This is a genomic window from Vibrio sp. R78045 (assembly GCF_042466085.1).
Lineage (GTDB): Bacteria > Pseudomonadota > Gammaproteobacteria > Enterobacterales > Vibrionaceae > Vibrio > Vibrio cyclitrophicus.
Genome location: NZ_JAXHBS010000003.1, coordinates 55,650 through 78,683 on the forward strand (window position 1 = coordinate 55,650; position 23,034 = coordinate 78,683).

31 protein-coding genes, 1 tRNA gene and 1 pseudogene are annotated in these 23,034 nt (G+C 46.6%); 31 read left to right on the forward strand and 2 right to left on the reverse strand.

Going from position 1 to position 23,034, the window contains the following annotated elements:
• The first annotated feature begins 28 nt into the window (after nt 1–28).
• The 5 genes from SJY39_RS00370 (at nt 29) to SJY39_RS00390 (ending at nt 2,481) form a co-directional block, all read left to right on the forward strand.
• Entirely contained in the window at nt 29–268 is a 240-nt protein-coding gene (locus SJY39_RS00370) for a hypothetical protein (RefSeq protein ID WP_102505991.1), read from the forward strand.
• Nucleotides 269–441: 173 nt separating this feature from the next.
• Nucleotides 442–681 (forward strand): hypothetical protein, encoded by a 240-nt coding sequence (locus SJY39_RS00375; RefSeq protein WP_390240649.1) that lies wholly within the window; start codon nt 442–444, stop codon nt 679–681.
• Nucleotides 678–1,052: a hypothetical protein gene (locus SJY39_RS00380; RefSeq protein WP_390240651.1), complete on the forward strand. Its 375-nt coding sequence runs from the start codon at nt 678–680 to the stop codon at nt 1,050–1,052. Before SJY39_RS00375 ends, SJY39_RS00380 begins: the two co-directional genes overlap by 4 nt.
• Before the next feature lie 15 nt (nt 1,053–1,067).
• Nucleotides 1,068–1,832 carry a hypothetical protein gene (locus SJY39_RS00385; RefSeq protein WP_390240653.1) on the forward strand — a complete coding sequence of 255 codons (765 nt, stop codon included), beginning with the start codon at nt 1,068–1,070 and terminating at the stop codon, nt 1,830–1,832.
• The gene (locus SJY39_RS00390) at nt 1,822–2,481 is read left to right on the forward strand and encodes a hypothetical protein (protein WP_390240655.1); all 660 of its coding nucleotides are present in this window, start codon (nt 1,822–1,824) and stop codon (nt 2,479–2,481) included. The genes SJY39_RS00385 and SJY39_RS00390 overlap by 11 nt, the downstream gene beginning before the upstream one ends.
• Nucleotides 2,482–2,494: 13 nt before the next feature.
• On the opposite strand, the gene SJY39_RS00395 is transcribed toward SJY39_RS00390, so the two are convergent.
• Both SJY39_RS00395 and SJY39_RS00400 read right to left on the reverse strand, forming a co-directional pair.
• Nucleotides 2,495–2,755, reverse strand: a complete 261-nt coding sequence (locus SJY39_RS00395; protein ID WP_390240657.1) for a hypothetical protein — start codon at nt 2,753–2,755, stop codon at nt 2,495–2,497.
• Between the two features lie 23 nt (nt 2,756–2,778).
• Nucleotides 2,779–2,853: transfer RNA gene (locus tag SJY39_RS00400), tRNA-Gly, on the reverse strand.
• A 563-nt stretch (nt 2,854–3,416) separates the two neighbouring features.
• Between SJY39_RS00400 and SJY39_RS00405 the strand changes: the two genes are divergently transcribed.
• The 26 genes and pseudogenes from SJY39_RS00405 (at nt 3,417) to SJY39_RS00530 (ending at nt 22,695) form a co-directional block, all read left to right on the forward strand.
• A complete protein-coding gene (locus tag SJY39_RS00405) occupies nt 3,417–3,863 on the forward strand; it encodes a WYL domain-containing protein (RefSeq protein WP_390240659.1) in 447 nt (148 codons plus the stop codon).
• On the forward strand, nt 3,864–5,075 hold the full coding sequence (locus SJY39_RS00410) for a hypothetical protein (RefSeq protein ID WP_390240661.1): 1,212 nt from the start codon (nt 3,864–3,866) through the stop codon (nt 5,073–5,075).
• Between the two features lie 14 nt (nt 5,076–5,089).
• On the forward strand, nt 5,090–5,464 hold the full coding sequence (locus SJY39_RS00415) for an STAS-like domain-containing protein (RefSeq protein WP_390240662.1): 375 nt from the start codon (nt 5,090–5,092) through the stop codon (nt 5,462–5,464).
• Complete coding sequence (locus tag SJY39_RS00420) at nt 5,461–6,231, forward strand: hypothetical protein (RefSeq protein ID WP_390240664.1); 771 nt, start codon at nt 5,461–5,463, stop codon at nt 6,229–6,231. Before SJY39_RS00415 ends, SJY39_RS00420 begins: the two co-directional genes overlap by 4 nt.
• Before the next feature lie 471 nt (nt 6,232–6,702).
• A complete protein-coding gene (locus tag SJY39_RS00425; protein ID WP_102300573.1) occupies nt 6,703–7,146 on the forward strand; it encodes a DUF3577 domain-containing protein in 444 nt (147 codons plus the stop codon).
• 123 nt (nt 7,147–7,269) lie between these two features.
• On the forward strand, nt 7,270–7,788 hold the full coding sequence (locus SJY39_RS00430; RefSeq protein ID WP_390240666.1) for a hypothetical protein: 519 nt from the start codon (nt 7,270–7,272) through the stop codon (nt 7,786–7,788).
• Nucleotides 7,789–7,862: 74 nt separating this feature from the next.
• A complete protein-coding gene (locus SJY39_RS00435) occupies nt 7,863–8,096 on the forward strand; it encodes a hypothetical protein (RefSeq protein ID WP_390240668.1) in 234 nt (77 codons plus the stop codon).
• 78 nt (nt 8,097–8,174) lie between these two features.
• Nucleotides 8,175–8,516 (forward strand): hypothetical protein, encoded by a 342-nt coding sequence (locus SJY39_RS00440; RefSeq protein ID WP_390240670.1) that lies wholly within the window; start codon nt 8,175–8,177, stop codon nt 8,514–8,516.
• Between the two features lie 89 nt (nt 8,517–8,605).
• Entirely contained in the window at nt 8,606–8,881 is a 276-nt protein-coding gene (locus tag SJY39_RS00445; RefSeq protein WP_102420885.1) for a hypothetical protein, read from the forward strand.
• Nucleotides 8,882–8,997: 116 nt separating this feature from the next.
• Nucleotides 8,998–9,177, forward strand: a pseudogene (locus SJY39_RS00450) (hypothetical protein); the annotation flags it as partial.
• 11 nt (nt 9,178–9,188) lie between these two features.
• Nucleotides 9,189–9,461 (forward strand): hypothetical protein, encoded by a 273-nt coding sequence (locus SJY39_RS00455; protein WP_390240672.1) that lies wholly within the window; start codon nt 9,189–9,191, stop codon nt 9,459–9,461.
• A 374-nt stretch (nt 9,462–9,835) separates the two neighbouring features.
• Nucleotides 9,836–10,996 carry a hypothetical protein gene (locus SJY39_RS00460; protein ID WP_390240674.1) on the forward strand — a complete coding sequence of 387 codons (1,161 nt, stop codon included), beginning with the start codon at nt 9,836–9,838 and terminating at the stop codon, nt 10,994–10,996.
• Nucleotides 10,993–12,513 carry a type II and III secretion system protein gene (locus tag SJY39_RS00465; RefSeq protein ID WP_390240676.1) on the forward strand — a complete coding sequence of 507 codons (1,521 nt, stop codon included), beginning with the start codon at nt 10,993–10,995 and terminating at the stop codon, nt 12,511–12,513. The genes SJY39_RS00460 and SJY39_RS00465 overlap by 4 nt, the downstream gene beginning before the upstream one ends.
• Nucleotides 12,510–13,694 carry a hypothetical protein gene (locus SJY39_RS00470; RefSeq protein ID WP_390240677.1) on the forward strand — a complete coding sequence of 395 codons (1,185 nt, stop codon included), beginning with the start codon at nt 12,510–12,512 and terminating at the stop codon, nt 13,692–13,694. The genes SJY39_RS00465 and SJY39_RS00470 overlap by 4 nt, the downstream gene beginning before the upstream one ends.
• A gap of 1 nt (nt 13,695) precedes the next feature.
• Nucleotides 13,696–14,394, forward strand: coding sequence for a hypothetical protein (locus SJY39_RS00475; protein WP_390240679.1), 699 nt, complete (start codon nt 13,696–13,698; stop codon nt 14,392–14,394).
• A complete protein-coding gene (locus SJY39_RS00480) occupies nt 14,394–16,079 on the forward strand; it encodes a GspE/PulE family protein (RefSeq protein ID WP_390240681.1) in 1,686 nt (561 codons plus the stop codon). Before SJY39_RS00475 ends, SJY39_RS00480 begins: the two co-directional genes overlap by 1 nt.
• Nucleotides 16,063–17,055, forward strand: coding sequence for a type II secretion system F family protein (locus SJY39_RS00485; protein WP_390240683.1), 993 nt, complete (start codon nt 16,063–16,065; stop codon nt 17,053–17,055). Before SJY39_RS00480 ends, SJY39_RS00485 begins: the two co-directional genes overlap by 17 nt.
• Nucleotides 17,056–17,066: 11 nt before the next feature.
• Nucleotides 17,067–17,561 (forward strand): hypothetical protein, encoded by a 495-nt coding sequence (locus SJY39_RS00490; protein WP_390240685.1) that lies wholly within the window; start codon nt 17,067–17,069, stop codon nt 17,559–17,561.
• Nucleotides 17,562–17,618: 57 nt separating this feature from the next.
• Nucleotides 17,619–18,071, forward strand: coding sequence for a hypothetical protein (locus SJY39_RS00495; RefSeq protein ID WP_390240687.1), 453 nt, complete (start codon nt 17,619–17,621; stop codon nt 18,069–18,071).
• Nucleotides 18,072–18,098: 27 nt separating this feature from the next.
• Nucleotides 18,099–18,365, forward strand: coding sequence for a hypothetical protein (locus tag SJY39_RS00500; protein ID WP_390240689.1), 267 nt, complete (start codon nt 18,099–18,101; stop codon nt 18,363–18,365).
• On the forward strand, nt 18,362–19,324 hold the full coding sequence (locus SJY39_RS00505) for a hypothetical protein (protein WP_390240690.1): 963 nt from the start codon (nt 18,362–18,364) through the stop codon (nt 19,322–19,324). The genes SJY39_RS00500 and SJY39_RS00505 overlap by 4 nt, the downstream gene beginning before the upstream one ends.
• Before the next feature lie 13 nt (nt 19,325–19,337).
• Nucleotides 19,338–19,769, forward strand: coding sequence for a hypothetical protein (locus tag SJY39_RS00510; protein ID WP_390240692.1), 432 nt, complete (start codon nt 19,338–19,340; stop codon nt 19,767–19,769).
• A gap of 131 nt (nt 19,770–19,900) precedes the next feature.
• The gene (locus SJY39_RS00515) at nt 19,901–20,080 is read left to right on the forward strand and encodes a hypothetical protein (protein WP_137025360.1); all 180 of its coding nucleotides are present in this window, start codon (nt 19,901–19,903) and stop codon (nt 20,078–20,080) included.
• A gap of 10 nt (nt 20,081–20,090) precedes the next feature.
• Entirely contained in the window at nt 20,091–21,053 is a 963-nt protein-coding gene (locus tag SJY39_RS00520) for a trypsin-like serine peptidase (RefSeq protein WP_390240694.1), read from the forward strand.
• A 7-nt stretch (nt 21,054–21,060) separates the two neighbouring features.
• On the forward strand, nt 21,061–21,225 hold the full coding sequence (locus tag SJY39_RS00525; RefSeq protein ID WP_390240696.1) for a hypothetical protein: 165 nt from the start codon (nt 21,061–21,063) through the stop codon (nt 21,223–21,225).
• Nucleotides 21,226–22,140: 915 nt separating this feature from the next.
• Entirely contained in the window at nt 22,141–22,695 is a 555-nt protein-coding gene (locus SJY39_RS00530; RefSeq protein WP_390240698.1) for a hypothetical protein, read from the forward strand.
• The last annotated feature ends 339 nt before the right edge of the window (nt 22,696–23,034 follow it).

The following is a 23,034-nucleotide window of genomic DNA, read 5'->3' on the forward strand; positions in this document are numbered from 1 at the left end:
CCAGGTTAAACGCTAATAGGAAGGCAATATGTTAATACTTTTAATCGGAATGGTACTCATCTCTTTGGTTCTTTTCGCGAGAGAGTTCATTTTATCCCCTGATGAACAACTTTTGATGGATAGAGCTTATCAGCAAGGGGTAGACGCGGCTCAGAATCACCAATCTTGCTTCAGTAATCCCTATCGAGGTGTCGTTGCGGATATGTGGGCTGACGGTTTTGTGGCAGGAAAAGAAGCCTTAGCGCATCAGGAGGCGATATGCAGATGACACGCAAAGCTTTTCATGCCAACAACACTCGAATTTTGTGTTGGGGTATCGGTGTTGGATTGGGATTGGGGATGGTTATAGGTACAGCTTTTAACTAGAAGAAGGGAATGTCGCTAAATTTTGAGTCGGCTAGGCGACACAAAATTCAACATTAGAAGCAGAATGGGTGAGGTATGAGGCAGTTTCTCACAGAAGGTCAGCTTGAGGCGTTGTTGTCGGTGTATTCAGATCGGGACTTTCCCTTAAATACTCGGGATGCGGTGCGCCTTCGTATTATTCACGGCCATACCTACGAGTTGGCGGAGTTTATCACCGGCGTTTCGCGCCGCAATATCTATAACGGGGTGAAAAAATTGAAAGTCGCGCATGACGTTATGATGAAAACTTACGGTAGAGATGGGGGAGTAAAATGATGAGATACGAATCGTTATTTGATGATCATTACAGTGGCCCAGAAGCGCTTCGGCTTCATTCACAATACAAGGGTAGCTTTGATGGACTCGTGGAGGCGCTGGAGCCTGTCTGGTCAGGAAAAACAGTGGCGCATTATTGTTATCGAGCGTGCGAACCCCTTCATGTTTTGAGTGCGGATTCGTTCGAAATTACGATCAATATGGGGTGTCAGCCTAACATACCTACAGGGTTTGATTTGCAGGATTCCTGCCGAGTGAACCACATTACGGTTGATCTCTGGGACAGTGCCGATGTTCAAGGCTTTATTGAGTTGCTGCTGCGTAAGTTAAACGCTTCTATTGTGCTCTCTTCGGTTGATAACGAAAACTAATGTCAGGGGAAAAATATGTATAACAGTAACGAACAGACCTTATCACATACGACAGGTGTCATTATCCAGCACGTCGCGGAGAAGAACCTTTTTGAGGGAGGGAATGATGACAACTGGCTGCTGCTTGAAGAGCTGGGACGGGCTCTACAAGCGGACGCGGATGTGAGTGCTTATACCTTTACTGCTCTGTATGAGCGTGGTTTTCATACGACCAAATACAGCACGCTCTATATTGCAGACCTCGCTCTTCGTTTTTTGAAAAGTGCAGGCCGTTGCTCATTTGAGGTGTGCTGGGCACAAACAGAGAAAGCGATTGAAGAGAGCCATCGACCAGAGCCCCCTGTATCTGGGTGTCTATACAAACTTCATCACCATTATGACATTGGTGATCAAAGTGTTTACTTTTCGTTTGCTAATTCACAGTTTTCTGCCGTTGATTTGGCGGTGTATGTGCAAATTAAAGCGGAAGAATTACTTGACGATTCTATTACCTTGGATAATCAGACCATTTTGAGATTCTTAACTCTTTTTGGAGCCAAAGAGTACAACGGAAAGCGTCAGCATTGCCGAAAGGTTGATATGTACAGTGACAGGGAGTTTCGCACAAAAGAGTGGGATGAATGTACGTTCCCCAAATTGGATGAAGTGTGTGGGGAGCTGGCAGTAGCTTTTTTAAGGGTTGATGAAGCGACGATGACGCAAGCTAAAGTATTAGACAAAGCTAAAATATCTCCGTCATGTAAGAATGAACAGGATAGGGGGGGGAATAATGAAACCTAATCCTTCAATTAAATGGGTTACTGCGCATCAACTGGCTCTGGGTATGACCATTAGGTGTCCCGTTGACGGGGATGCCATTACAATCACTGATTTAATCGCCTGCTCTGAAGAATCGTTCGGACTGGGTTGTGAGAAAGGCCATACGCTATTTATGGCTAGCATGACGTTTGAACTGCTTGAGCCGTTTGATTTAACTACCGTTAATCTCGACTGGATAAAAGATCAAATTATCATGGAGGAACAATATCGTAAATGGTATAGCGTTGTGGATGTGGCTTGGGGGACGGAAGATGAGTTTGATAAAGCTCGTATTGAGATCACCCCTTGCAAAAGAATCGGGGAGAGTCACGAACTTATAACAGACGCCGAATCATTGGTCTTAACAAAAGACGCTTTCCAGTCATTTTTTAAAGCATTAACCGATGATAAAGAAGCCATTGATAATCTCGTCACAGTAGGGGAGTTACAATCTGATTGGGGCGCATCAATGCTGACTTATTGTATGAACTTGCAAGATTTCTCAAGCATAATCCAACCATTATTAGCTCCAGACGCAGAAAGTCGAATTAACCATTGGAAGCAACTCAGCTGTCAATCGGTCAAGATAGGGTTTCGGCAGAAATCGTTTAAATCCCATAGCACGGATTGATTTAATTGAAGTGTTAGTCAGCCATAGGCTTTGGATACTGCTGCAGTACTTTAGATAGTACGCCACGGTTCACGTTGAGCGTTCTGGCTACTTGGGTTTTGTTTTTACTGATGAGCTCCATGGATTCTTGGAATATGACGGGTTTAAAAGCGTCCAGTATGACGCTGACATCCGGTGTTTCAGTCCACTCGTCAAACTGAGCCAGATACGATTTTAAACTGGTTTTGAAGGCTTTTTTAGCTTGTTTCATTTCGTCAGAAGGGGGCGTTTGCATGAGGACTACCTTAGAGCATGAGTTGGAGCGTGCAGCGGGAATCGAACCCGCATCATCAGCTTGGAAGGCTGAGGTAATAGCCATTATACGATGCACGCAACGAAGCGCCTGTGAGGAGCACTCCGGCCAATGGAGTTCCTGTATCCCATTGGCGCAAGTATTGTAACGAATAATCGTTTTGGTTCAAGGGGGCGCTAACGTTATCATGACGGTTTTGGTGGATGGTGTTAACGGTTGGAGTAATGGATGGCTTTTAGTGAATTTGAGTGCGCTCGCTATTTGAAGATGATGGGGCAATTAGTCGAGGACATTCGGCCTCCTTATGCGATCAGGGAGTAGAGTGTAAACTCTAAGTGGTTTATGCTTCATTGCAAGTAAGGGCAAACTTAATTTCCCCTTACTAAAGGAGTCATTAGGCTAACTTTTCTCATGCAGATAATTTACCCATAATTAAAGGTTGAAATAAAAAAAGCAATAGCATTTAGTTATTGCTCACATATATGCATCATGTTAAAGATCAACTAGTGGTCTCATTATTGAGTTCAGTTACAATTTAGAGCTCACTTGTAATGGTTAGGTGTGTTAAATGGAGCTTTTCATTAATCTTATTGGGCTAGGCATTGGCCTTTTCATTATTTGGCTCTTATTGACCAGGCGCAGAATGAAAAAAGCTCTAGCAGACAAAACTGCTTTTGACGAGTATGTGAAACGTCAAAACTATAATTTAGAAGAGCAAAAGGAGCTTTGTACTCGATTTGGTTTAAATCATCAGATAGGTACACGCTCATACGACTCAGTGGAAGATTGGAAGAAAGAACTAACAATTGTATGGGCAGGTGAAACTAGTGACATCGAGTTTACTTACCGAAAGTATGATGAAAGAGAACGACGAAATATATCCCCTACTGAATTTGGGTTTGATGGCAATAAAAAAGCATATATTCGAGGGGTTTGCCACCAAAGCAACGAAGCGCGAACATTCAAAACGGCTAGGATAGAGACAAAGATTAAAGTTGGGTCAAAACGATTTAACTTAATTGATTGGTTAGATAACGAGTTAGACATTGATGTTAACGACTTAGTAGGAAATCTTGAGGTAAAGCTTTAAGTGAGACAAATTACAGTTAAACAGAGACAACGGGATGTTATCCGCAGTTTGAAACATAGATCAAAACAACTGATAGTTCCTACATCACCGTTCGTTCATATTGGCCGAGATGTTTATGGGCCAGTAAACGAGTTGATTGAACGTGAAATGCAAAATGGCTTAATACACCAATATGCGCCACCAAAAAAAAGGAAAGGACCAGTCCTTAGTAGCAAAAAGAAGAAGAAAAAAAAATACAAAGGCATCATTATTTGCCTACCTGAACACATGGACTTTAGTGATAACTATAATGTGACGATGCAACACCTTACTGTCATCAGTAAACTTGTGGAGCTAGTTAAAAAAAATAAAGGTCGCGCACTACCAAAAAGCTCTTTCAACTTGGTATCTGTAAACTTTGATAACTTAAAGTCAATTTCGACACCAGCAGCGCTCGTACTTACCGCTGAAATATCAAGCTGGGATGATAGCTTGCGTAATGAGTTAACTCCGAAGATCGGACAATGGGACGATGATATTTACAGTCAATTCCATGATCTTGGCTTTTTTGACCTATTTGCTAATAAACCAGAATACAAACCTTGTACCAACGGTCACCCATGTTCTGATAAAAGGCTCGTTAGATACAAAAAGGGGGAGTGTGGCGTTAAAGGCAAACCAAGAGAACTTAAGAAAGACTTAAAACAAATAGTAGGTGACGAAATCGATAAATGGACTTTTCTCCATACAGGTTTAGGGGAAGCTATTACCAATGTAAGTCACCATGCCTACCCTGAATCATTTGAGGCGAGAAGCCCAAAAAAACAGTGGTTCCTCACAGGTTCTTACCATGAGCCTTCAAGAATCCTTAAGGTCGCTTTCTATGATCAAGGGATAGGAATCCCTCAAACTCTGCCAACGTCAAAATTTGGGGAGAAAGTAAAAAGCTTTTTTGCTCATCTGCCAATTGACAAATTTAAGCAACTTAAAGATGAGCATTTATTAAAAGCAGCGGTTGAAATTGACCGAACTAGCACAGATGAAAACGATAGAGGAAAGGGATTGCAAGATCTACTAGAATTTATTAAACAGTTAAAAAATGGTAGATTATCAATCTTAAGCAGTTCTGGGCACTATAGCTACTCAATGAAAGATGGGATTGAATCTACAGATTCTAATGCTCTGCAACGACCTCTGTTAGGCACACTAATAATCTGGAGCGTAGTATTATAATGAAGAGACTTATCATGAGTGTATTTAATATAGGGCAACAATTCAGCAACGACCCACAAGGGAGGTACTACAGTGATGGTAAAGGAAGCGGCGAAGAATTCCGAGAAAAATACTTGAAGGCTAAGCTAACTGAGCTAAAGGGCGGTGAAACGTTGACCATTATTTTGGATGATGATGTTGATGGCTATGGCTCATCATTTTTGACCGAGGGCTTTGCGGGAATGGTCAAGTATGGTTACATGAAAGCAGATGTTCTGTTGAGTAAAATTCAGTTCAGATACTCAGATGGTGACTTCGCATTTTATGAAAAAAAAGTGCGTCAATACATTTCAGAAGCAAAGTTTGACTCGAAGAAATATGAGCCAACTAAACCGTTCGGTGCTGCATGAGTTCTTCCGCTATATCAACAAATATACCTGAGGTTGCCTGTGATTCTGTCACAGGCAACTTTTCGCTCCCCTCTCAAAAAGCCCTAGATTTACAATACCCGGAACTCATTAACATTCTAGAGAACCTCAATAGGACCATCGCAGAAAGTTCTCAATGTAGTAATTTCGAGTCTAAACAATCTATTGCTGAAGCGATCCACTCATTTAATCAATCAGCCTCCTTTAGCGCCAACAGTGAGAAGCTTATCGAGGTACTGCAAGAGTTAAACAATACTCTTTCTTCAACGCCTTCGGGTTCGTTGATTGAGCTTCTTGGTGGAGCAATCTTTTCTGTAATTGCGGCATTTGTTTTCAATTTCCTTTATTGGAATGCAAAAGAAAAGAGTGAGCGATTACATGCTGCCATAAACGAGGCCAAAGATGCTCTACGAGATTTTGAGGAAAACTCTGTAGAGTATTGGTCTAACGACTATAACCCAACAAATACAAAGACCAACACTGTTCAGCAAGCTAAAATCAAAGCCAACCATTCCTTATTGCTTTCAACTCACACCAATCGCATTTTACCTCTTTTGAACAAATCACAAAAAAATATTGAGACAGCCAACCCTAAGAAAAACATCTTAATAGAAATCGAAAACTTATTTGATATTGCTACTGGTGGTGAGTTTGAATCTAGCAGTCGAAAAGCGAATAAACGGAATGTATCTGACATTATTCGCCGCTGCACCAGAATACGGACTCGGTTAGCAAACTTGAGTTCATAATGCTAGTTAATAAACTAGAACACGGTAACGAAAAGTCTTGGCTTTGCGAATACTACCTAGGGGCTGAAAAGGTAAACGCAGTCAACAATGCTGTACTATTAAATGCGAAACACTTGCGCTCTAAATACACCTATTACGAAACTCACTTATGTCCAAAACCTTGTTAGAAATCCATCAAATAATGTGTGACATAAATCACTTTACAAGCCCATTCGGACTGTTATCCTCAGGATGTTAAACGTTGAATACTGACGAATAGTATTAAACACACGGGGTTAACCCCCCTTAAATGGCTTTCTGAAATGTGTCGTGGCTTCTTCTTAAAGAAGTGAAAGCGTACTTAACTGCCCTCAGCCTATTATTGATAGAGCTTTGGCGCTATACACCGACTTTTTATCACCCCCACGGGAAAATTATTTCCCATGGTGGGATGTAATTTTTTCTCGTGCAGCCTGTCTCGGAGAAAACATTATGTCTGATAACAATCAAAATACTTATTTCGACCTTCACACTCATGGATTTGGTTTTCTAAACCGCGTGAGAAAAGTGACACCGAAAAAAGGTGACCCGTTCTACGCGACCACCATCACGTGTTTACGTGGTGATGATAACGAAAGAACGTACATTGACTGCAAAGTAGTAGGGAAAGAGGCGATTGAGCTTTTTGAAGCGCATGGTCTTGATAACTACGACTTTAGCCCACAAGGTGGCGATAAAGGCTCACTGAGTTTTACTATCAGTGATATCTCGCTCGACACCTTTACTTATCAAAGCAACCACAGTACAAAAGCGGGTCAGTTTGGCGCAACCATTAAGGGGCGTCTACTCAAAGTGAAGTATCTGAAGGTGAATGACGTTGTACTTGTACAATCGCCAGCACCGACTGGTTCTGATGCAAATCAGCAAGCGGCTTGATGTTTGACTGCCCCAATACACTTTTGTGTGTTGGGGCTTTTTATTACTGTCATTGATTACCCACAGGGGATACGTTCCCCTATGGCGACGTTTCTCCTTTTTGCCAATATTAGGAGAGCGACAATGAACAATACAATGATGATTCAAGAGACGTATAACGCGTTGGTACTAGAGTACGCACTCGACACCAATGGTTTCACAAGTGAAGAACAATGTTCTTGCTGCGGTCAAGCTGCTGTAAGGCGTGAATTTGATGAGTTACTGGGTGGTTGCATTAATTCAGTTTACTCATTGGATTGTACTCACTGTGGCCATCATGAGTGTGACCAAGAGTTTTGCTCTAAGTGCGAAGCCAACATGGAGGAAAATGAACGCGGTTATCTCAAAGCTTGCCACTACGCTGGTTTATTCGATGATATCGAACAAAGACTCCGTAACGGTAAAGCGGTAACAGGCGTTCATTGGACTGAATTGAAACAGGCATTGTACAGCGATCCCGAAGTGGTGAGTTGGCTGTGTACGTTTTATCTTCTTGATGCTGATGAGCCGCAAACGGTGGTTCATTGGTGGAAAAAGACCATGCTGGACGCGCGTTTTAATGCACGCCTAGAGACGCGTATTGAACAAGCGAAATTGAATTAACTATTAACCCAACCCACAGGGGACTCGTTCCCCTTTGGCGACGGCTCTCCTTATTTATTTTTGAGGAGAGCAAGATGGACAAATTCAATCTTTTACAGACCAAAGCCTTGGCGCTTTTTTCTGTGGCGAAGGGCAGTGATATTTCACCACCAGAGCTGGCAAACGCTGGTTTTATGATGCGTGAAGGGCGCTTTTACCCCGTCGAAGACATTGAAGTGATCCAACAACGTCTTAGCCATGATTTCATGGTGTGGGATGCATCTACCCCGTTTGTGAACACGCTGAGATTTCAGCGTCACTCACATTAGGGGCAACCCGTAAACCCATAGAGGGGAATGCCTCCTCTATGGGGTCATTCCTTCTTTTTTATCTAAGGAAGAAATGATATGACTCAACTTATGGTGACGGTAACACTGGCCGGTGGGCAGAAAATCGATAGTGACGTCTCTAAACATCACTATCGTAATAACAAGCAAATCGCGCTTCAGTTAAACACAGCCGATACAAAACGAAATGAAGCTTCGGATTCGTTTCCAGGAGAGCCTATGGGCACTCCGACGGTGTGTTTACCAAACAATCACTTCAACGAGAATGAAACGGCCATTAAAGATTGCGACGAGTACGCTGGATTTTTAGGCGCGCTTGAGCAAGCAGGAGTGGTTCGGCGCACCATGAGAACCATTCATGGTCCGTATGTTTCGTATAACGTCGTGGAAGTGTTGATCTAACCATAATGTAACCCATCTGACAGGGGTCTCTATTCCTGTCGGGGATTGGGGTTTTCTGTTATTCTTATTTTATGAATACGGAGAAAGATATGTGCGAAAAGCAAAAACGTATAGAAGAGTTGGAAAAAGAGAATGCCGAGCTTTACCAAACTTTGTCTAATACATACAAGCTTAATGCCGAAGGGCGAAAGTTCGAAGCTGAGCGAGAAAAGCTCAATGCCGAAGAACAGAAGTTTGAAGCTGAGCGAGAGAGGCTATTAATCGATACGATGAAAATGGTACGTGATATTAAATATCAGCCGATATTACTTATCACGCCACTTGTCGTGTCATTGATCGCTTTAGTTGCTGCTATCGCTAAATAAACCTCAATTCGACTTAACCTTAAAGCCTCTATCTTAGATAGGGGCTTTTGCGCACCACCCACATGGGATGTCTCCCTGGTGGGGGCATCCTTTTATTTTTTTAAGAGGAACTGATTATGCCAAATTGGTGTGTAAACCAAATTCATATCGATGGGCCTGATTCTGATGCCATCATCGAACTTATGACCCAACCTAAACCACTGCTTCATCAACAAGCGTCACGCGCGGCGGCTAAGCTGTTTTTAGCCGGTGTCGGTGGGCTGTTAAAAACCACTTACTCGATGACTTTTGAACGAGGGTAATGCTGATGCAAGTTGTCTATGTATATGATGATGAAGGCACCATAGCGATGGCTAAAGTCACGGAGTGTCAATCAGCGCAAGCTGCTGCGATCGATGTGGTTGAAGCGGTGGTGAAGTGGACAAAAGAGTTCGGCTTCTCGATTTACTCTCACAACGAGTGCCGCGCGCACCTTCAAGAACTGGAGCAGTTAAAACTGCAGGTGAAAAACCATGAGGTTGATGTCCATCAAACCGACTGGTTTCGTAGCATGTTGGGTTTTACTTTTTCAGCTAAATAATCTGATTTACTTAACGTCTTCTAATGACAAACGCCAGCGATAAGCTGGCGTTTTTGTTTCTATCGTTAACATCAACCGCTAGTTCTATTTTTACAAGGTGGCAGTTAATAAAATATTCCCGTAAGGATATCAGAAATTTTACAAACAATCTCGATTAGAATTTCTTTATTTTGACAATTCTAATCGAGATTTTTCTATGGCCTTTTTGTTAGCGTGTGGACGTCTTTTATTGTCAGGAGAATGATATGCAAACGCGCTGGCTCATGTTGTCTTTTGCAGGCTTGTTGGCCGGGTGTCAAACCCCGCCTGAGCCTGTACAAGCGCCGCCACCCCCATTAAACATTCGCACCGCCCCCGAATTATCGGGCAGCAGCGTGCAGACCTCACGTTATGTCATAGAGCGCTCTGCAGGCGAGCAAATGACCGACATCTTAGGCGTGCCGATTGAAGCTCGCTTGCCCGTAATGAGCAAGATGAGCATCAAAGATGGCATCGAGTTCTTATTGTCAGGCAGTGGCGTGTCGCTGCGCACCCCGACGTCTTACGCCGAAACGCAGCTCTATGCGCAACCTTTGCCTTTGGGTCATACCGATATGGGGCACATGAGCCTTCGACAAGCCTTACAAGTTATCGGCGGTCAAGCGTTCTCGCTTGAAGAAGATGTGGTTCGTCGCAATGTGGGTTTTCGCCTCAAGTACGGGTATGAGTGGCAGGCGCCCAAGCCTGTGACTGGATTTTCAGAAGGTAAGTCTCCTCTGGCGGGGACGGTGAAAGCGAACAAGGTGGCGTCGACATCGTCTATGTCCTCTTCCCCAAAAGACGCGCCGCCAAGTGTTGTCATGACCCCGCAACTGAAAAAGTCGCTGGCATCGAAAAGCACTTCATCAGAGGCGATGTCCAGTTTTGAGGATGACAATGATGCGTTTTTCGCCAGCGATATACAGGTTAAAGCCTCGTCAACTTCAAAAGTAAAATCGACACCGTCTAAGTCGTCTGTGAAGAAAAAAGCGCTCACCACTTATCGCGTCCATGCTGGAGAAAGCTTTCGCAGCGCCTTAACTCGCTGGGCTTACAAACATGGCGACCAACCGCTGGCGTTTGCTCAAGATAAGGCGTTTTTGACTGCCTTGGATGAAATAGCCACGCAAGACTTTATTCGAACGGGCTCACTGTCAGGTGCCGTTCAGGCGTTAGCGACCTCTAATAAGTCCCTCAATACGTTAGCGCTGTACTCAAACACATCGTCGAAGCTGTTGGCCTTTCATCCGTGGAAAGGCGAGCGCGTGACGACCTTAATGGTCTCGGGTGACACATTGAAAGCGGCGACTAAGCAGGTCACTGAGCACTATGGCTGGCGCTGGGATGAAAAATCGTCTTGGCCTGTGGCTGACTTTACCTTCACGCCTTATCCATTGGTGACCATCGATGGGGACATCAGCATGGCCATGACCACGTTGCTCGGTCCCTATCCACTCAAAGCGCAGCGCCTAGATGCGACTAAAACTATTTACATCAAAGAGGTGACGCCATTATGAACCTATTTCGTCTCTCGGGTTTTCAATCCTTCTGTCTCATTGGCGTGCTCTTAACGCTCTCAGGGTGTGAAACCCTTGGGCTTAATGAATACGACAAACGCAATGATGAGTCCGCCTCGGTGCTCAGTGACATCGAGCGCCACAGGCATCGTGAGTCTCTCAAAGTCGAACGCATTGAGCAGCCCCCGGCCAGCCTGATACCGATTGAGCGCCGCACCGATACTGACTATCTGAGTAAGACCGTGCGTGTCAGCACCCCCGCGTCGGGCTTGCCACTGAGCATGGTGCTCAGCGATGTGTTGTCACCCCTTGATAAACAAGCGTGGTTTGGGGCGGGCGTGAGCCCGAATACGCGCGTGCGTATTCAACATGACGGCTCACTGTTGGCATTGCTCAATGATATTGAGCGCCAGCTTAATGTCGGCTTCACCCCTAAAGGGAACACGTTGAACGTCGAACGCTTTGTGTCGCGCACCTTTGAACTGGAATTGCCGCCAGGGATGCTCAGCGACCAGATTGGCAGCGGTGAAAGCAGCGAAGGCGGAGACGATGAGGAAGCCTCTGCGAAAGTGGACGGGCAATACGTCACCTTATCGAGCAGCAATGTGGATGTGTTTGGGGAAGTGGCGCTGGGCGTGAAAGCATTGCTGCAACTCGACCCGGATTTAACCGGAGAGGGTGATGCGCAAGAATCCTTGGTGGGTTCTGTGCAAGCCGTGCCGTCTTTATCTCGCTTAGTGGTACGTACCACGCCTGGGCGCATGCATGAAGTGGTGGCGTTTGTCGAGCAGTCGAAACAATCGCTGACGCGCCAAGTGTCCTTGGAAGTGCAAGTGCTTGAGTTTCGCTCCAATCTTGGCCACGACCGAGGGATTGACTGGGATATCGTTCGCGATATTGGCGGCGACAACAGCCTGAGCTTTTTCATTCCTGGCACCAGTTTGGTTTCTGGCTCATCAAGTCCTGGCTTTGCGTTTACTGGCGGCGGCAAGTGGTCGGGCTCTACGGCCTTGATAAATGCATTGAACCAACAAGGGCAGGTGTCGACAGAAACACCTATCACAATATTGGTGCAAAACCATCAGACCAACCACATCACACAAGAGCGCATCATCGAGTTTGTTGAAAATATCAGCTCAGACAGTGACGAGGGCGTTATCACCACTGATACCGAGCGCGGTAAGCGCAGTGAGGGGGTGGATTTCATCGTCGTTCCGAATATTCAGCGCGATCACGTTTATCTTCGAACCTCGGGCATGTTAACCAAAATTGAGTCGCTGGAAACGCAAGAGGTGGGCGGTGAAACCTTGGTCTTCCCACAAATGCGTGAAGCCAAAATCAACTTTGCCAACAAGCTCAAATACGGACAAACGATTGTGGTGGCCTCAGTGTCACAAATCGACACCACGACAGAAGAAAGTACCTTCCTGGGCATCCCCTTTTTAGGCGGTAACAGTGCGGTGAAACAGCGCGTCGATACGCTGGTGCTCCTCACTCCACGGAGGGCGGACGGATGATGGAATTACTGTCTCTTCCCCATCACGGTCACGCAACTAAGACGATTCGTCGCCTGAAAAGCCGTAGCCAGCAGCCTTATCAGTACGTGTCGCAGCGTGGTGACTGGGTCTGTCTGTATGGCAGTGATTGTGAAGGCGTGGCGCGCAGCGAGTGGTGGCTCGATGTGTTAACCGCGCGCGGCCTGCTCCATGAGCAAGAGGCTGGTGAGCAAAGTGTCACCATTATCGAGAATATCGGAGACCTGTGGCACGCGACCCTGATTGACGCGGGTGTGGTGCGCCAAATCTGGACTGACACGCACTATCACTTGTGCGCAGCAAACGCAGGCGCCTCACATATTTTCTTGGTTGAATCTTTGCAAGCTGAGTCCGTGAGTGAAAACCATGAGCGCATAGTGCCGCCAAGCGACCAAGAGCTGAGCTTACTGGAGCTGTACCGGTTAACGCCACCCGCTCAACCCTTAAACAATCGCAGAGTGATAATTGGAGTGAGCGTGTTGCTCGCCGCAGTGATCGCTTTAACGCTTTATGTTCAGCGCTCTGACTCTAACGAGCCTGCGACTTCTCAAGTGAGTCATGAGAGCGACTCAACTGAGCCCAAAGCGCTCCCGCCTTGGGGGATGTATCGCTTGGTGCTGCATGAAACGGTCAGCGCACAGACAGTTATGGAAGGGGCGCTACTTGGCGCGACCCACCTTGCCCTGCTGCCGCCAGGTTGGAAAGCCAAGGGTTTGACTCAACAAGGCGCAGAGCTGACGGCCATCGTAGAGCGTGAGCCTGATGGTCTTATCGGTGTGTGGCAGCAATGGCAGCGTCAGCATGACTCGCTTTCTTTGTTTTTGAGCAGCGATGGGGACCAACACACGCTGCGTTTACCCCTCGCGTCTGGGCTGCCTTATTGGCAGTCACACGTGATGCCGATGCAGCCGACAGACCAGCGCTTGCAAGACGCGCTCGTGACCATGGGGTTTATCGCGCAGCAAAGCAGTGATAAGTCATCAAGCACTTGGCAAAGTAAAACATGGGAGGTGACGCATCAAGGGGTGAGCGCCTCAGAGCTTAACACCCTGGCGGCGCTGTTTGCGGTCATGCCGGTCTCGATGAAAGCGCTCACGCTAAAACCGGTGAGCCCACATCGTTGGTCACTCTCTTTTTCCATCACTTTATATGGAGGTCTCTAATATGACCCTTCCCCAAATTAAAATTGGTCTTATCGCCTTGATGGGCGCGGCGGCCGTAGGTATGGGCTACACCACGTTATTTCCTGACGTTAAGTCTGAGTACGCAGGTGCCTCCGTGCAGCAGGAAGAACAAGGCAATCATAGCGATACCGAGTCTGGTCGTGAAGCGCCAGTATCATCCTCTTTATCAACGCTTTCTGCAGAGGCGCCGACGGCTCTGGAGCAGTCTGTAGAGGCTGCCAGTAAGGGTTTAGCTCAGCAAATGGCCAAACTCAATCTTGAGCCAGAGTCGGTCGCACCCCTGCCACCTCTTAGCGACGATATTGAGACGTACCTTAATAAGCTTTCTGAGCTCAACATGGCGACGCTTGATGCACAGGTGCGTGAGCAAAATTTACGCTCGCAACCGGATAGCCTGGAAACAGAGTTGAGCCTCATCGGTGCCCCTGTCAGCGTGACCCCGGTGGTGAGTACGTCTTCAAGAGCGTCAAAGGAGGTGCAAACCGCCGGCTTGATGTTGGGCAGCCTTGTGCAAATCGACAACGGAGCGTGGCAAGCCCGCATTAACGTGCATGGCCGTTGGCATAAAGTGCAAAAAGGCAGCACGGTCGGAACTTTGTCGATTGTCAGCGTGAGTGAGCAAGGCGTTCGCTTGCGTGATAACGGCGCGCAGCGCTTTCTAAGTATGGAGGGGTTTTGATGAATGAATCCAGACATGACTTGTCTTTATTGCACGACCAAACCTTACTTGAGCTGTGCATCGAAGATGGCCACACCATTGTGGATGAGGAGGGAGTGATTTGGGTGGACTGTTATGACAGCCCAAAACACGCCGATATTCGCCGTTACGTGCAAGAGACGGAATCGCTCAGTGGCGGGCGTTTTTTTGCGCGCGCCCCGATGGTGAAGTTAACCGATGAGACGCGTGTGCAAACCTTACTGGATATGGCGCGCACGCTACTCAATCAAGAGACGCAAGCGGCGCTGGAGTCGGCCTATGGCGATAAACTGACGCAGCTATGTCAAGCGGCGGTGGAGGTCAAAGCCTCAGACATTCACCTTGAAGTGCATCGCAACAGTACTCAGATTTTGCTGCGCGTGGATGGGCGCCGTGAAAGGCTCAAAACCTTTGCCGGCGGAGAGAGCGCTGAGCGACTTGACCGCGCGATGGGTCAATCCTTAGCGGCGTACACGTTCAGTTTAGGTAACTCCAACTATTCACCCAGACTGCCACTCAATGACCGCTTTGAGCTCCCTTGCTCCGTCACAAAGTTGGATGAGGAAGGGCAAAGTCACCGCGTGACTATGATGGTGGAGTGGCGCGTCGCGATGATGCCACTCAGCCACGGCATCAAATTGGTGCTGCGTTGTTTGACGCCCCTTGGTGAGCCTCTTACGCTCGACAATATGGACTTATTGCCCGCCCAGCGCGATTTACTGGAAAGTAAAATGCAGCGCCGCTCTGGCATTATTGTGCTCACCGGCCCAATGGGCTCAGGCAAAACCTCGTTAGTGTACGCCTTGTTTGACACGGTTGACCGCGTGGCACGTTGCTGCCATACGCTCGAAGACCCGATTGAGTTTGAGCAAGCGGGCATCACGAAAACCTTGGTTGAGCCCAAGCGTGAGTTGGTCGACGGCTCGGGTCAATACTTGGATTACACCTTTTATGCCTTAGAGCAGCTTCGTCAAGACATCGATATCACCTCGTTTGGTGAGCTTCGAAGTCATGACACCACCAAAGAGTTTACGCGTAAAGGTGAAACGGGTGGTTTGGCTCTCTCGACCTTGCACGCCAATAGTGCGCTTGGTGTGCCGGCTATTTTTATTGAGCAGCTTGGTATCCCGTCTTCCATTGTTTCAGCACCAGGGTTAATGCAGCTCTTTACCCACCAAAAGCTGGTGCGAAAGCTGTGTCCGCACTGCGCTTTAACACTGAATGAAGCGAAAGCGGTGTACGAGCATCACGATGAGCAAGCCGCCTACCAAACCAAGCTGACCCAGATTTCAACGCTGTTACCCGAGGCGCATCATCAAGTGCGCGTAAAGCATCCTGCTGGTTGCAAGTATTGCCGTCAAACGGGTGAAAGTGGCCGTTTGTTGGTGTTGGAGCTTATTGCCATCGAAGATGCGGACCGCGAGTTCATCAAAGCGCAGGACTATTTAGGATGGAGTCGTTATCTGCAGGCGCAAGGCTGGCCCGATATTCGTCGTCATACGCTGCATCGCATCGCACTTGGTCAAGTGGACATTGCGTCCGCCTCTGAACAGGTGGATGGCTTGATGCCGGTATCCTCTCAATCCTTGTACCAACAAATCGGTCAAGAGATGGATGAGAAGGTCACCTCAAAGCAAGCGGAGGTCAGTCATGTCGGTGTCTCTTGAACAGTGGTTGTTTGATAAAAAAGACCAAACCGCCCTCCTTGAGCAGTGGCGTACCTGCGCGCAGTACGGCATGACCACCAAGGATTTTTGCCAAAAGTTGGCGAGCAGTGGCTCGGGGAGCACGCAAAAAATTGGGCAGGCCGGTCTCAAGGCGCCAGGAGAAGGTAAACGCTTTACCGATGTGCTCAGTGGCTGGCTCTCGCCCGTGGTGGTGTCTACCCTCGCCATTGCTGAGCAAAACGGTCAGCTCAAAAGCGGCTTAGACATTGCCATTAAAGAGCTCGAAGGCGGTCAAGGCGTCATGAAATCTATCTTGCTTATGATGGCCTTTCCACTGCTGACTTTGCTGGGACTGGGCGTCTTGGGTGTGTACATCAGTGGTGAAATCATTACGACTGCTGGTCTTGAACACTCGATGGCCAGTCAGGTTCGAGAGACGGTTTCAGGGCCGGGACTGGTGGTGCTGAGCCTCTTCATTGGCTCGTTTGTTATTCAAGCGTTACTCATGCCGATATGGACAGGGCAAGGGCGCGATATGGCCGATAACCTCTGGCCTTTTTGCGACTATCGCATGGCGGTAGCGGGCAATCTTTTGTCCACGCTCGCCAATCTGTCACAAGCGGGCATGAGTCTCAAAGCTGCCATGACGGAGGTGGACGCTTATTCGTCTCGCTATTTGAAGTCTCACCTCAATCAAATGCAGCGCCAGCTTGAAACCGAAACCAACCCAGGTCGCGCGCTCGATACCGGGCTTTTGCTTCGTGACGCGCAGGTCAACCTGAACGTGATGGGGGATATCGCACCGCTTTCGACCTTGCTTGAAAAAAGCGCCGAACAACACCACCGCCATTTATCCAAAAAAATGGCCACGCTGAAACTCATTGTCCCAAAAGTCATTTTAGTTCTGGGTATCTTGCTGCTCGCTGCCCTGGTGGGCAGCGCCATGGCATCCCTTTTTATCTCGATACAACTCTAAGGAAACACAACATGAAACGCATTCGTTCAAACCCAAATAAACAACGTGGTATCAGCCTGATTGATTTCATCATGTACCTCATCCTGGCCGTTTTTCTCTTTCTTGGCATCGTCAAACTCTACAACATGGCAACCGCTTGGTCGGCGCAAGCCAATACCGTCTCGGCGGTCACGCAAATCAAAGCTGGCGCGGAGAAAGTCAAAAGCGTCAACCACACGGGTACTTCAATGAGCAAAGTATGCAGTACCGGGCGTAACTCGGTGAGCTCGACAATTTGTGGTGATACGCGTGATGGCGTTGGCACCAATGAATATGGCGGCGATTACACCTTGACGGTCGATAACGCGAACATGCAGCGCGTGAAGGTGGGCATCACCAACATTGACACGCAGTACATCGATGATTTGGCCGACACGCTGGCCAAATTGAGTGCCGGTAACTGTAACAGCGCTGCCAGCTGCGCGACCTTAGCGGTCGCTGGCAACACCATCACAGTGACGCTGTAAGGAGTCGGCATGAATCTTACCTCCCTCACGCTTGCCAGCACGCTGCGCACCTTGGCCATGTTAGGCGTCGTCACCGGGCTATTGCTGGCGTACAACGGCGCGCGAGAAAAAGCGTTATTTAAGCGAACAACCTCAGCGGTCATGCAAGCGATGGATAAGCAGATACGCAGCGAAACCGAACGTACTGATTGTCTGCACGTACCGATTGACGACGACATCAATACGTTGGTCAGTGAGGGGTGGTTGGAGGCGAGCATCCGAGATAACAGTCCTTGGACGCTCGATATTGCCTATCAGGCGAGCCGCAACAGCGGCCGCGTGATAGGTAAGCACCTCACGTTGACGACGCACTCCAGTCAGGAGGCGACTCGCCTTAAAGAACTGGCTCAAACCGTGATAGGCAGTTGGCAATTTCAAGGTCGAACCTTAAAGATACTTGAAGTCGTTAAAGGGCCAACAGATGTATCACGCATGGAATTTGACCCGGCCACCGCGTGTTTTGCTTGGTAAAGATAGGCTTGTCGAATAAAGGAATGAATGATGAACAATAAAATGAAAACGCTCTTATTTAAAACAGGGCCAATGATGAATGAAGATACAAAGCTAGGTCTGTGGTTTTTGTGGTTTTTAGCTGTAGGTATCCTGGCAGGGGTTCAACTTGGCATGAATCATAAAGAAATAGTGAATGTGCTTAACGGAAGACCGTCATTTTTCATATCGGTATCTTGTCCCGATGAAGGACCAACAACCAGTCATTGCGAGGAGTATAGAGCTCTGATGAAAAAACATGAGGAGTCTCTATGACGAATAGTGCCTTCAAACAACGCGGGGTGGGGATAGCCGAGTTTCTCCTTACGCTCGGACTTAGCATAGCGATTGTGGGTATCAGCTACCCTGTATATCACAATTATCAGGAAGACAAGAAAGCGACAGCTTACGGTGAGCACATTAGAGTGCTGATAGAGCGCATTCATCAATATCAATACTACAAGATCACCGAAGAAGGGGTCGATTCGACCAGTCAAGCGAGTTGGCCTGCAACGTTGGATAACCTCATGAACGACTACCCTGAGCAATACTGGGGCAGTTGCACGATTGATCGAGAACTCAATGGTGAATGTAAGTTGCCCGATTACGTGCCGTGGAGCCATTCGCGTCTGAGTACTTACTTTTACACCGACCTTACGCACATACCGGCATTTAACGAGCATTTAGTCATTCGTATTCCACTTCACGAATTAGACAAGGATGCGAAAGAGTGGACGCGGTGGTCAAACGTGTTGATTGACATTCCAGGGGCAAAGCGAGCAGGTAGTGATATCCATATTACCTTGCGCCAAGCGACGTTGGCACTGATGTACGAAAACATTGTCATGCGCGATGGGAGCGCCACATTAACAGAGGATTGGGATGTGGGCGGTCAGCACGGTATTACGAATGCGAAAGACTACACAATTGCAGCCTCTGACGGCAGTCAGATATCCGTATCAAAACGATTGGTGACTATTGAAAATGTGTCGCATGGCCAAACCGTGAGAAAGCCAGCGTGCAGCACAGGGTTATCGCCAACATTAGCGTTGAATATCAGTGATATCAGTTTGCCGTGGAATTACATAGAGATATCATCATTTAAAGCTTACATTGATGGTCAAAATAACCAACTTTGGACTGTTGGTGTAGATACTACAGCCAAAAATACAGACACAAACAAACTTGAAATCACACACTTTGGTAAAGCAACAGCTTTAGTTCAATGTATTTAATAGGAGAATAACAGTGAAAAAAATTATGTTAGTTGTTGCACTCATGAGTAGTGCATTCGCCAGTAACGCAGCATTTGCTAAAGTCACACTGGAAGATGCTTACGCGAGTGAATCGGAGTATTACGAGAGCGTGAAGCAAAACCGCGATGAATATGAAAAGGATTTGTATGACGGACTAGAGCCGCCACAATCTGGCTCAGGTTCAGTTCAAGTGGTGGAATTCTCATCCGGTTCAGAGTCCACGTCCATTATCACCAAAACCCTAAAACCAACAAATGGGTGGGTATGCGCATTAAGTAAAGTGAGTGGCTTTTATGGTAGAGGTCTGAAAGGCACAGATGCACATGTCTATCAGTCTGGTGGGTACTGGAAGTTGACTTCTGGTCGTGCTAGTTGTGGCGGATGTGCTGTTTCAGCTAAAGCGACCTGCTGGGAAGTACAATAGACTTGTACGAAACCTAGCTAGATGCTAATTAAAATGAAGTAAAAAACAACTAGCGGTATTGATTAACCGCTAGTTGTTTGTTATTGTGTTTTTACCGACAAAAATGGGATTGATAAGGTTAATTGTTAATCATGTCAAACGATTATAGAAAAGGTAAAGTTCTAATTCCTCAGATGTACTTGAGTGAAAGTGAAGCAAAAGTCGTTCTTACTGCTATCGAGAAAGCTACGCAAAAAACAGGCGTGACAAACAATAGAAAACAGAGAATGTCTATTTTAGAAATTTCTCGATTCTACAACGAAAAACACTAGGTATATGGATATGAAAAAAACATTACTTGCTCTCGGATTAAGCGCTCTATCAAGCTCTTCTTTTGCTATTACGAACGGTACGACTGTCGATTGGAAAAATGATTTTGATGATTACGTTAGCGGTAATTGCACAGGTTTAATTATAGGCGGTGATCAGATTCTAACTGCTGCGCATTGTAGAGTTGGAGGCAATGTTATTGTTACGTACGACGCTGATTATCTTACAGTTAACTCAAGAGTAGATGATCCTCAAAGTGACGGCTTCATAAATCACGATATTTCCATTCTTAATGTTGATAAACAACCCACGCAAAATATCCATTTTTTTGCTGACTTGAACAGTGCTACCGCAAGTGTGGGCGATGCGGTTCATGCTTATGGTTTTGCTGGCAGTCTCAGCGAACTAAAGCGTGGTGACTTTACTATAAGTGAAATTAGCGATGAGTCTCTAGATCACTTCTATCACAGATACGCATTAGGAGGCTCTGAAACTGAAAGCGGCGACAGCGGCAGTGCGTGGTTTAATACAAGTAACGAAGTGATTGGCATAACTCACGGTGGTAATACTTTTCCTGATCTTTTTTACTCAAAAGACTTCCTGCTTGAAACAGTCAATGGCTGGCATTACCCAACGATTCTCAAAGGCACTGGCACTCAGACTGTTAAAATTCAGTCATTACACCAAAATGGCGTGACTGAGAATGCTCATGCGACAGGCGATGTACAAATCCTTGGCGGTACTTGTCAAACTCAAGCAGTTATCAATGCGTTTGATACGTGTACTTATGAGCTAGAAGTCACAGGCTCGGGGCAGCTTCATCTAAGTAGCGATGAAGTGATTGATATCAATCCTGTAGCACCGACTCCCGTTCCACCTCCAACAACGACACCGAGCCCAGGTGGCAGCGGCGGTTCTCTCGGCTTTTTCTCTCTACTGGGATTAGCTGTGTTTGGGCGTTTAAGAAAGCGATAGATCTGATATGGATTACAAAATCAATGACCCTGTTATATTGGAAATGCTCGATGGTAATGATTGGCGCGTGATACGCACCACTTACCGTCAAGCCCTGCGGCTATTAAGAAAAACGCATCATCGAGGGTATTTGTTGTACCGCGAGGGCGCGCAGTGGGATGCAAAAGCCTGACGCTTTCACTTTGTTCAATTGTCGGCTTCATCTTGCCCCAACAAGCGGGGCTTATTGCCGTCAAAATGAACCTTATTGGATAATCTTGTGATACTTTTTGTCAATACACTCTTACTTTTCATTTTCCTACATAGATTATTGACCTTCTCTCATGCCCCTTCCGCAAAGATAAATTTGATTAGGGGAATCAAAGGTGTCGTCATTTTAATGGTCGTCACGGTCTGGTTGATGCCGCTTCATCTCCCCTTATTCCTCCATGGCGGTGTTCTTCTTTTCTCTGTGTGGATAGGTTTTGGTTACAGTGTAAGGATCGCTTTAAATGAACTCACCTTACTCAAGCTAACCCCGTCCTTAAAGAAAAACCAATACCATGTTCACCTTTCAACGGCGATCTATCCTTTTACAAGAGATACGTACCAAGAGCTCGAACTGTTGATTGAACTGCTCCCAAAATACAGTGGGCAATCATTAATACTAACGTCACCTCTACTGAGTAAGCACGGCTCGTTCTTTAACATTGAACAATTAAAGCCACTCCCTGTGAGTATCGAGGCTTCTTATCATTCTTATTGGCGTTCACCGCTAGCGTTTCTGGTATTGTGTTATTACAAGTACATCCAGCGTGAAACTATTCTTATGCATTCCGATTTATCAAGGCAATGTCGAATACATTTAACGTTGCCTAGAGTCGATGGTGTCTAAAGAGGTGATATCAATATGAAAAACTTGGCTGGTCATGACATTTCCCTGTTTCTTTTTCGGTTTGTTCTTCATCGTAGAGGGATCAATTTTGTCATGAATGAGTCGATTGCGGAGGATTTATACCCGGAGACCGAGCTAAAACTCAAACCTATCGTACACGCCTGCTCTGAAACGCTCTTGCGCTATAAAGACCAATGTTGCGGGGAAACCATTATGGACGGCAATCTATTGGTGGATGGCGACTTTGAAGTGATGCTATCGCCAGGGCTGGGCCGACATTTCATTCTGGAAGAGAAAAAGAACCTTTTCTCTGATGCTAATGAGATTGCTAAGTTGCTGATGGATGTGATGGACAGGCGAACGATTGAGATTGACTCTGGGGAGTATCTAGGTCCCCAAGCCGTGATCAGCTCTATCGGTCGTACGGGAATGAACCTTCAAGGGCTTGAATCGTTGGGGAACCGACAACAAAACACCTTTATCACTCAACTTCCTCAACTCTTCAAGGATGTCCTTCCCGATGGAGTCAATGCTAGAGTCAGCTATGATCATCGTGGACATTGCCTGATGTTTTTACACGATAACTTCGGCGTGATAGGAAAGGTCGTACTGGTTGATGGATTCATGCCTAATATCATGGCTGAATTGTCTAAAGAGCGCTCAGAGTATGTTGACATCAAAAAGATACTAATGGAACAAATCCTTACCGCGATTGAAGTTGAGTTAATCATTCAAGTTTCGTCGTCGAGCTCTACCTTGCGTTATTAAACAATATCGAGCGGTCAGGAAAGGAAGTGCGAAGTATTTTCTTTTCTGACTGCTGTGCAGGTAGGGCGCAGCCCGTAGGACGGCATAGAGTCCTGTTAAAAATGGTCAGGAGCTGCATGATCAGATAGATTCGTTTATTATGTGCACCATCCACTGTTAATAACCTCACCTTTATGCCCACGACCAAACCTAGCCTAGTCAAAGCCAATTTCAAACGATTCATGCGTAAACCCAAATTGCGTATTGAAAAAGCACAATCCCTTGAGGATTTACTTAACTGCGCGGCTTTTGGAGTTCGCTGTAAAATGAACAAGCTTTCGATTAAGGTAAAAGACGGAC

What these genes read in the sequence shown, in the direction of transcription:
- SJY39_RS00380 (WP_390240651.1), top strand. Translation starts at nt 678, where the DNA reads ATGATGAGATACGAATCGTTATTTGATGATCATTACAGTGGCCCAGAA.
- SJY39_RS00455 (WP_390240672.1), top strand. Translation starts at nt 9,189, where the DNA reads ATGCAAGTTGTCTATGTATATGATGATGAAGGCACCATAGCGATGGCT.
- SJY39_RS00425 (WP_102300573.1), top strand. Translation starts at nt 6,703, where the DNA reads ATGTCTGATAACAATCAAAATACTTATTTCGACCTTCACACTCATGGA.
- SJY39_RS00375 (WP_390240649.1), top strand. Translation starts at nt 442, where the DNA reads ATGAGGCAGTTTCTCACAGAAGGTCAGCTTGAGGCGTTGTTGTCGGTG.
- SJY39_RS00440 (WP_390240670.1), top strand. Translation starts at nt 8,175, where the DNA reads ATGACTCAACTTATGGTGACGGTAACACTGGCCGGTGGGCAGAAAATC.
- SJY39_RS00475 (WP_390240679.1), top strand. Translation starts at nt 13,696, where the DNA reads ATGACCCTTCCCCAAATTAAAATTGGTCTTATCGCCTTGATGGGCGCG.
- SJY39_RS00495 (WP_390240687.1), top strand. Translation starts at nt 17,619, where the DNA reads ATGTTAGGCGTCGTCACCGGGCTATTGCTGGCGTACAACGGCGCGCGA.
- SJY39_RS00520 (WP_390240694.1), top strand. Translation starts at nt 20,091, where the DNA reads ATGAAAAAAACATTACTTGCTCTCGGATTAAGCGCTCTATCAAGCTCT.
- SJY39_RS00420 (WP_390240664.1), top strand. Translation starts at nt 5,461, where the DNA reads ATGAGTTCTTCCGCTATATCAACAAATATACCTGAGGTTGCCTGTGAT.
- SJY39_RS00445 (WP_102420885.1), top strand. Translation starts at nt 8,606, where the DNA reads ATGTGCGAAAAGCAAAAACGTATAGAAGAGTTGGAAAAAGAGAATGCC.
- SJY39_RS00395 (WP_390240657.1), bottom strand. Translation starts at nt 2,755, where the DNA reads ATGCAAACGCCCCCTTCTGACGAAATGAAACAAGCTAAAAAAGCCTTC.
- SJY39_RS00370 (WP_102505991.1), top strand. Translation starts at nt 29, where the DNA reads ATGTTAATACTTTTAATCGGAATGGTACTCATCTCTTTGGTTCTTTTC.
- SJY39_RS00480 (WP_390240681.1), top strand. Translation starts at nt 14,394, where the DNA reads ATGAATGAATCCAGACATGACTTGTCTTTATTGCACGACCAAACCTTA.
- SJY39_RS00525 (WP_390240696.1), top strand. Translation starts at nt 21,061, where the DNA reads ATGGATTACAAAATCAATGACCCTGTTATATTGGAAATGCTCGATGGT.
- SJY39_RS00485 (WP_390240683.1), top strand. Translation starts at nt 16,063, where the DNA reads ATGTCGGTGTCTCTTGAACAGTGGTTGTTTGATAAAAAAGACCAAACC.
- SJY39_RS00515 (WP_137025360.1), top strand. Translation starts at nt 19,901, where the DNA reads ATGTCAAACGATTATAGAAAAGGTAAAGTTCTAATTCCTCAGATGTAC.
- SJY39_RS00385 (WP_390240653.1), top strand. Translation starts at nt 1,068, where the DNA reads ATGTATAACAGTAACGAACAGACCTTATCACATACGACAGGTGTCATT.
- SJY39_RS00470 (WP_390240677.1), top strand. Translation starts at nt 12,510, where the DNA reads ATGATGGAATTACTGTCTCTTCCCCATCACGGTCACGCAACTAAGACG.
- SJY39_RS00505 (WP_390240690.1), top strand. Translation starts at nt 18,362, where the DNA reads ATGACGAATAGTGCCTTCAAACAACGCGGGGTGGGGATAGCCGAGTTT.
- SJY39_RS00530 (WP_390240698.1), top strand. Translation starts at nt 22,141, where the DNA reads ATGGACGGCAATCTATTGGTGGATGGCGACTTTGAAGTGATGCTATCG.
- SJY39_RS00430 (WP_390240666.1), top strand. Translation starts at nt 7,270, where the DNA reads ATGAACAATACAATGATGATTCAAGAGACGTATAACGCGTTGGTACTA.
- SJY39_RS00390 (WP_390240655.1), top strand. Translation starts at nt 1,822, where the DNA reads ATGAAACCTAATCCTTCAATTAAATGGGTTACTGCGCATCAACTGGCT.
- SJY39_RS00405 (WP_390240659.1), top strand. Translation starts at nt 3,417, where the DNA reads ATGAAAAAAGCTCTAGCAGACAAAACTGCTTTTGACGAGTATGTGAAA.
- SJY39_RS00490 (WP_390240685.1), top strand. Translation starts at nt 17,067, where the DNA reads ATGAAACGCATTCGTTCAAACCCAAATAAACAACGTGGTATCAGCCTG.
- SJY39_RS00415 (WP_390240662.1), top strand. Translation starts at nt 5,090, where the DNA reads ATGAGTGTATTTAATATAGGGCAACAATTCAGCAACGACCCACAAGGG.
- SJY39_RS00500 (WP_390240689.1), top strand. Translation starts at nt 18,099, where the DNA reads ATGATGAACAATAAAATGAAAACGCTCTTATTTAAAACAGGGCCAATG.
- SJY39_RS00435 (WP_390240668.1), top strand. Translation starts at nt 7,863, where the DNA reads ATGGACAAATTCAATCTTTTACAGACCAAAGCCTTGGCGCTTTTTTCT.
- SJY39_RS00465 (WP_390240676.1), top strand. Translation starts at nt 10,993, where the DNA reads ATGAACCTATTTCGTCTCTCGGGTTTTCAATCCTTCTGTCTCATTGGC.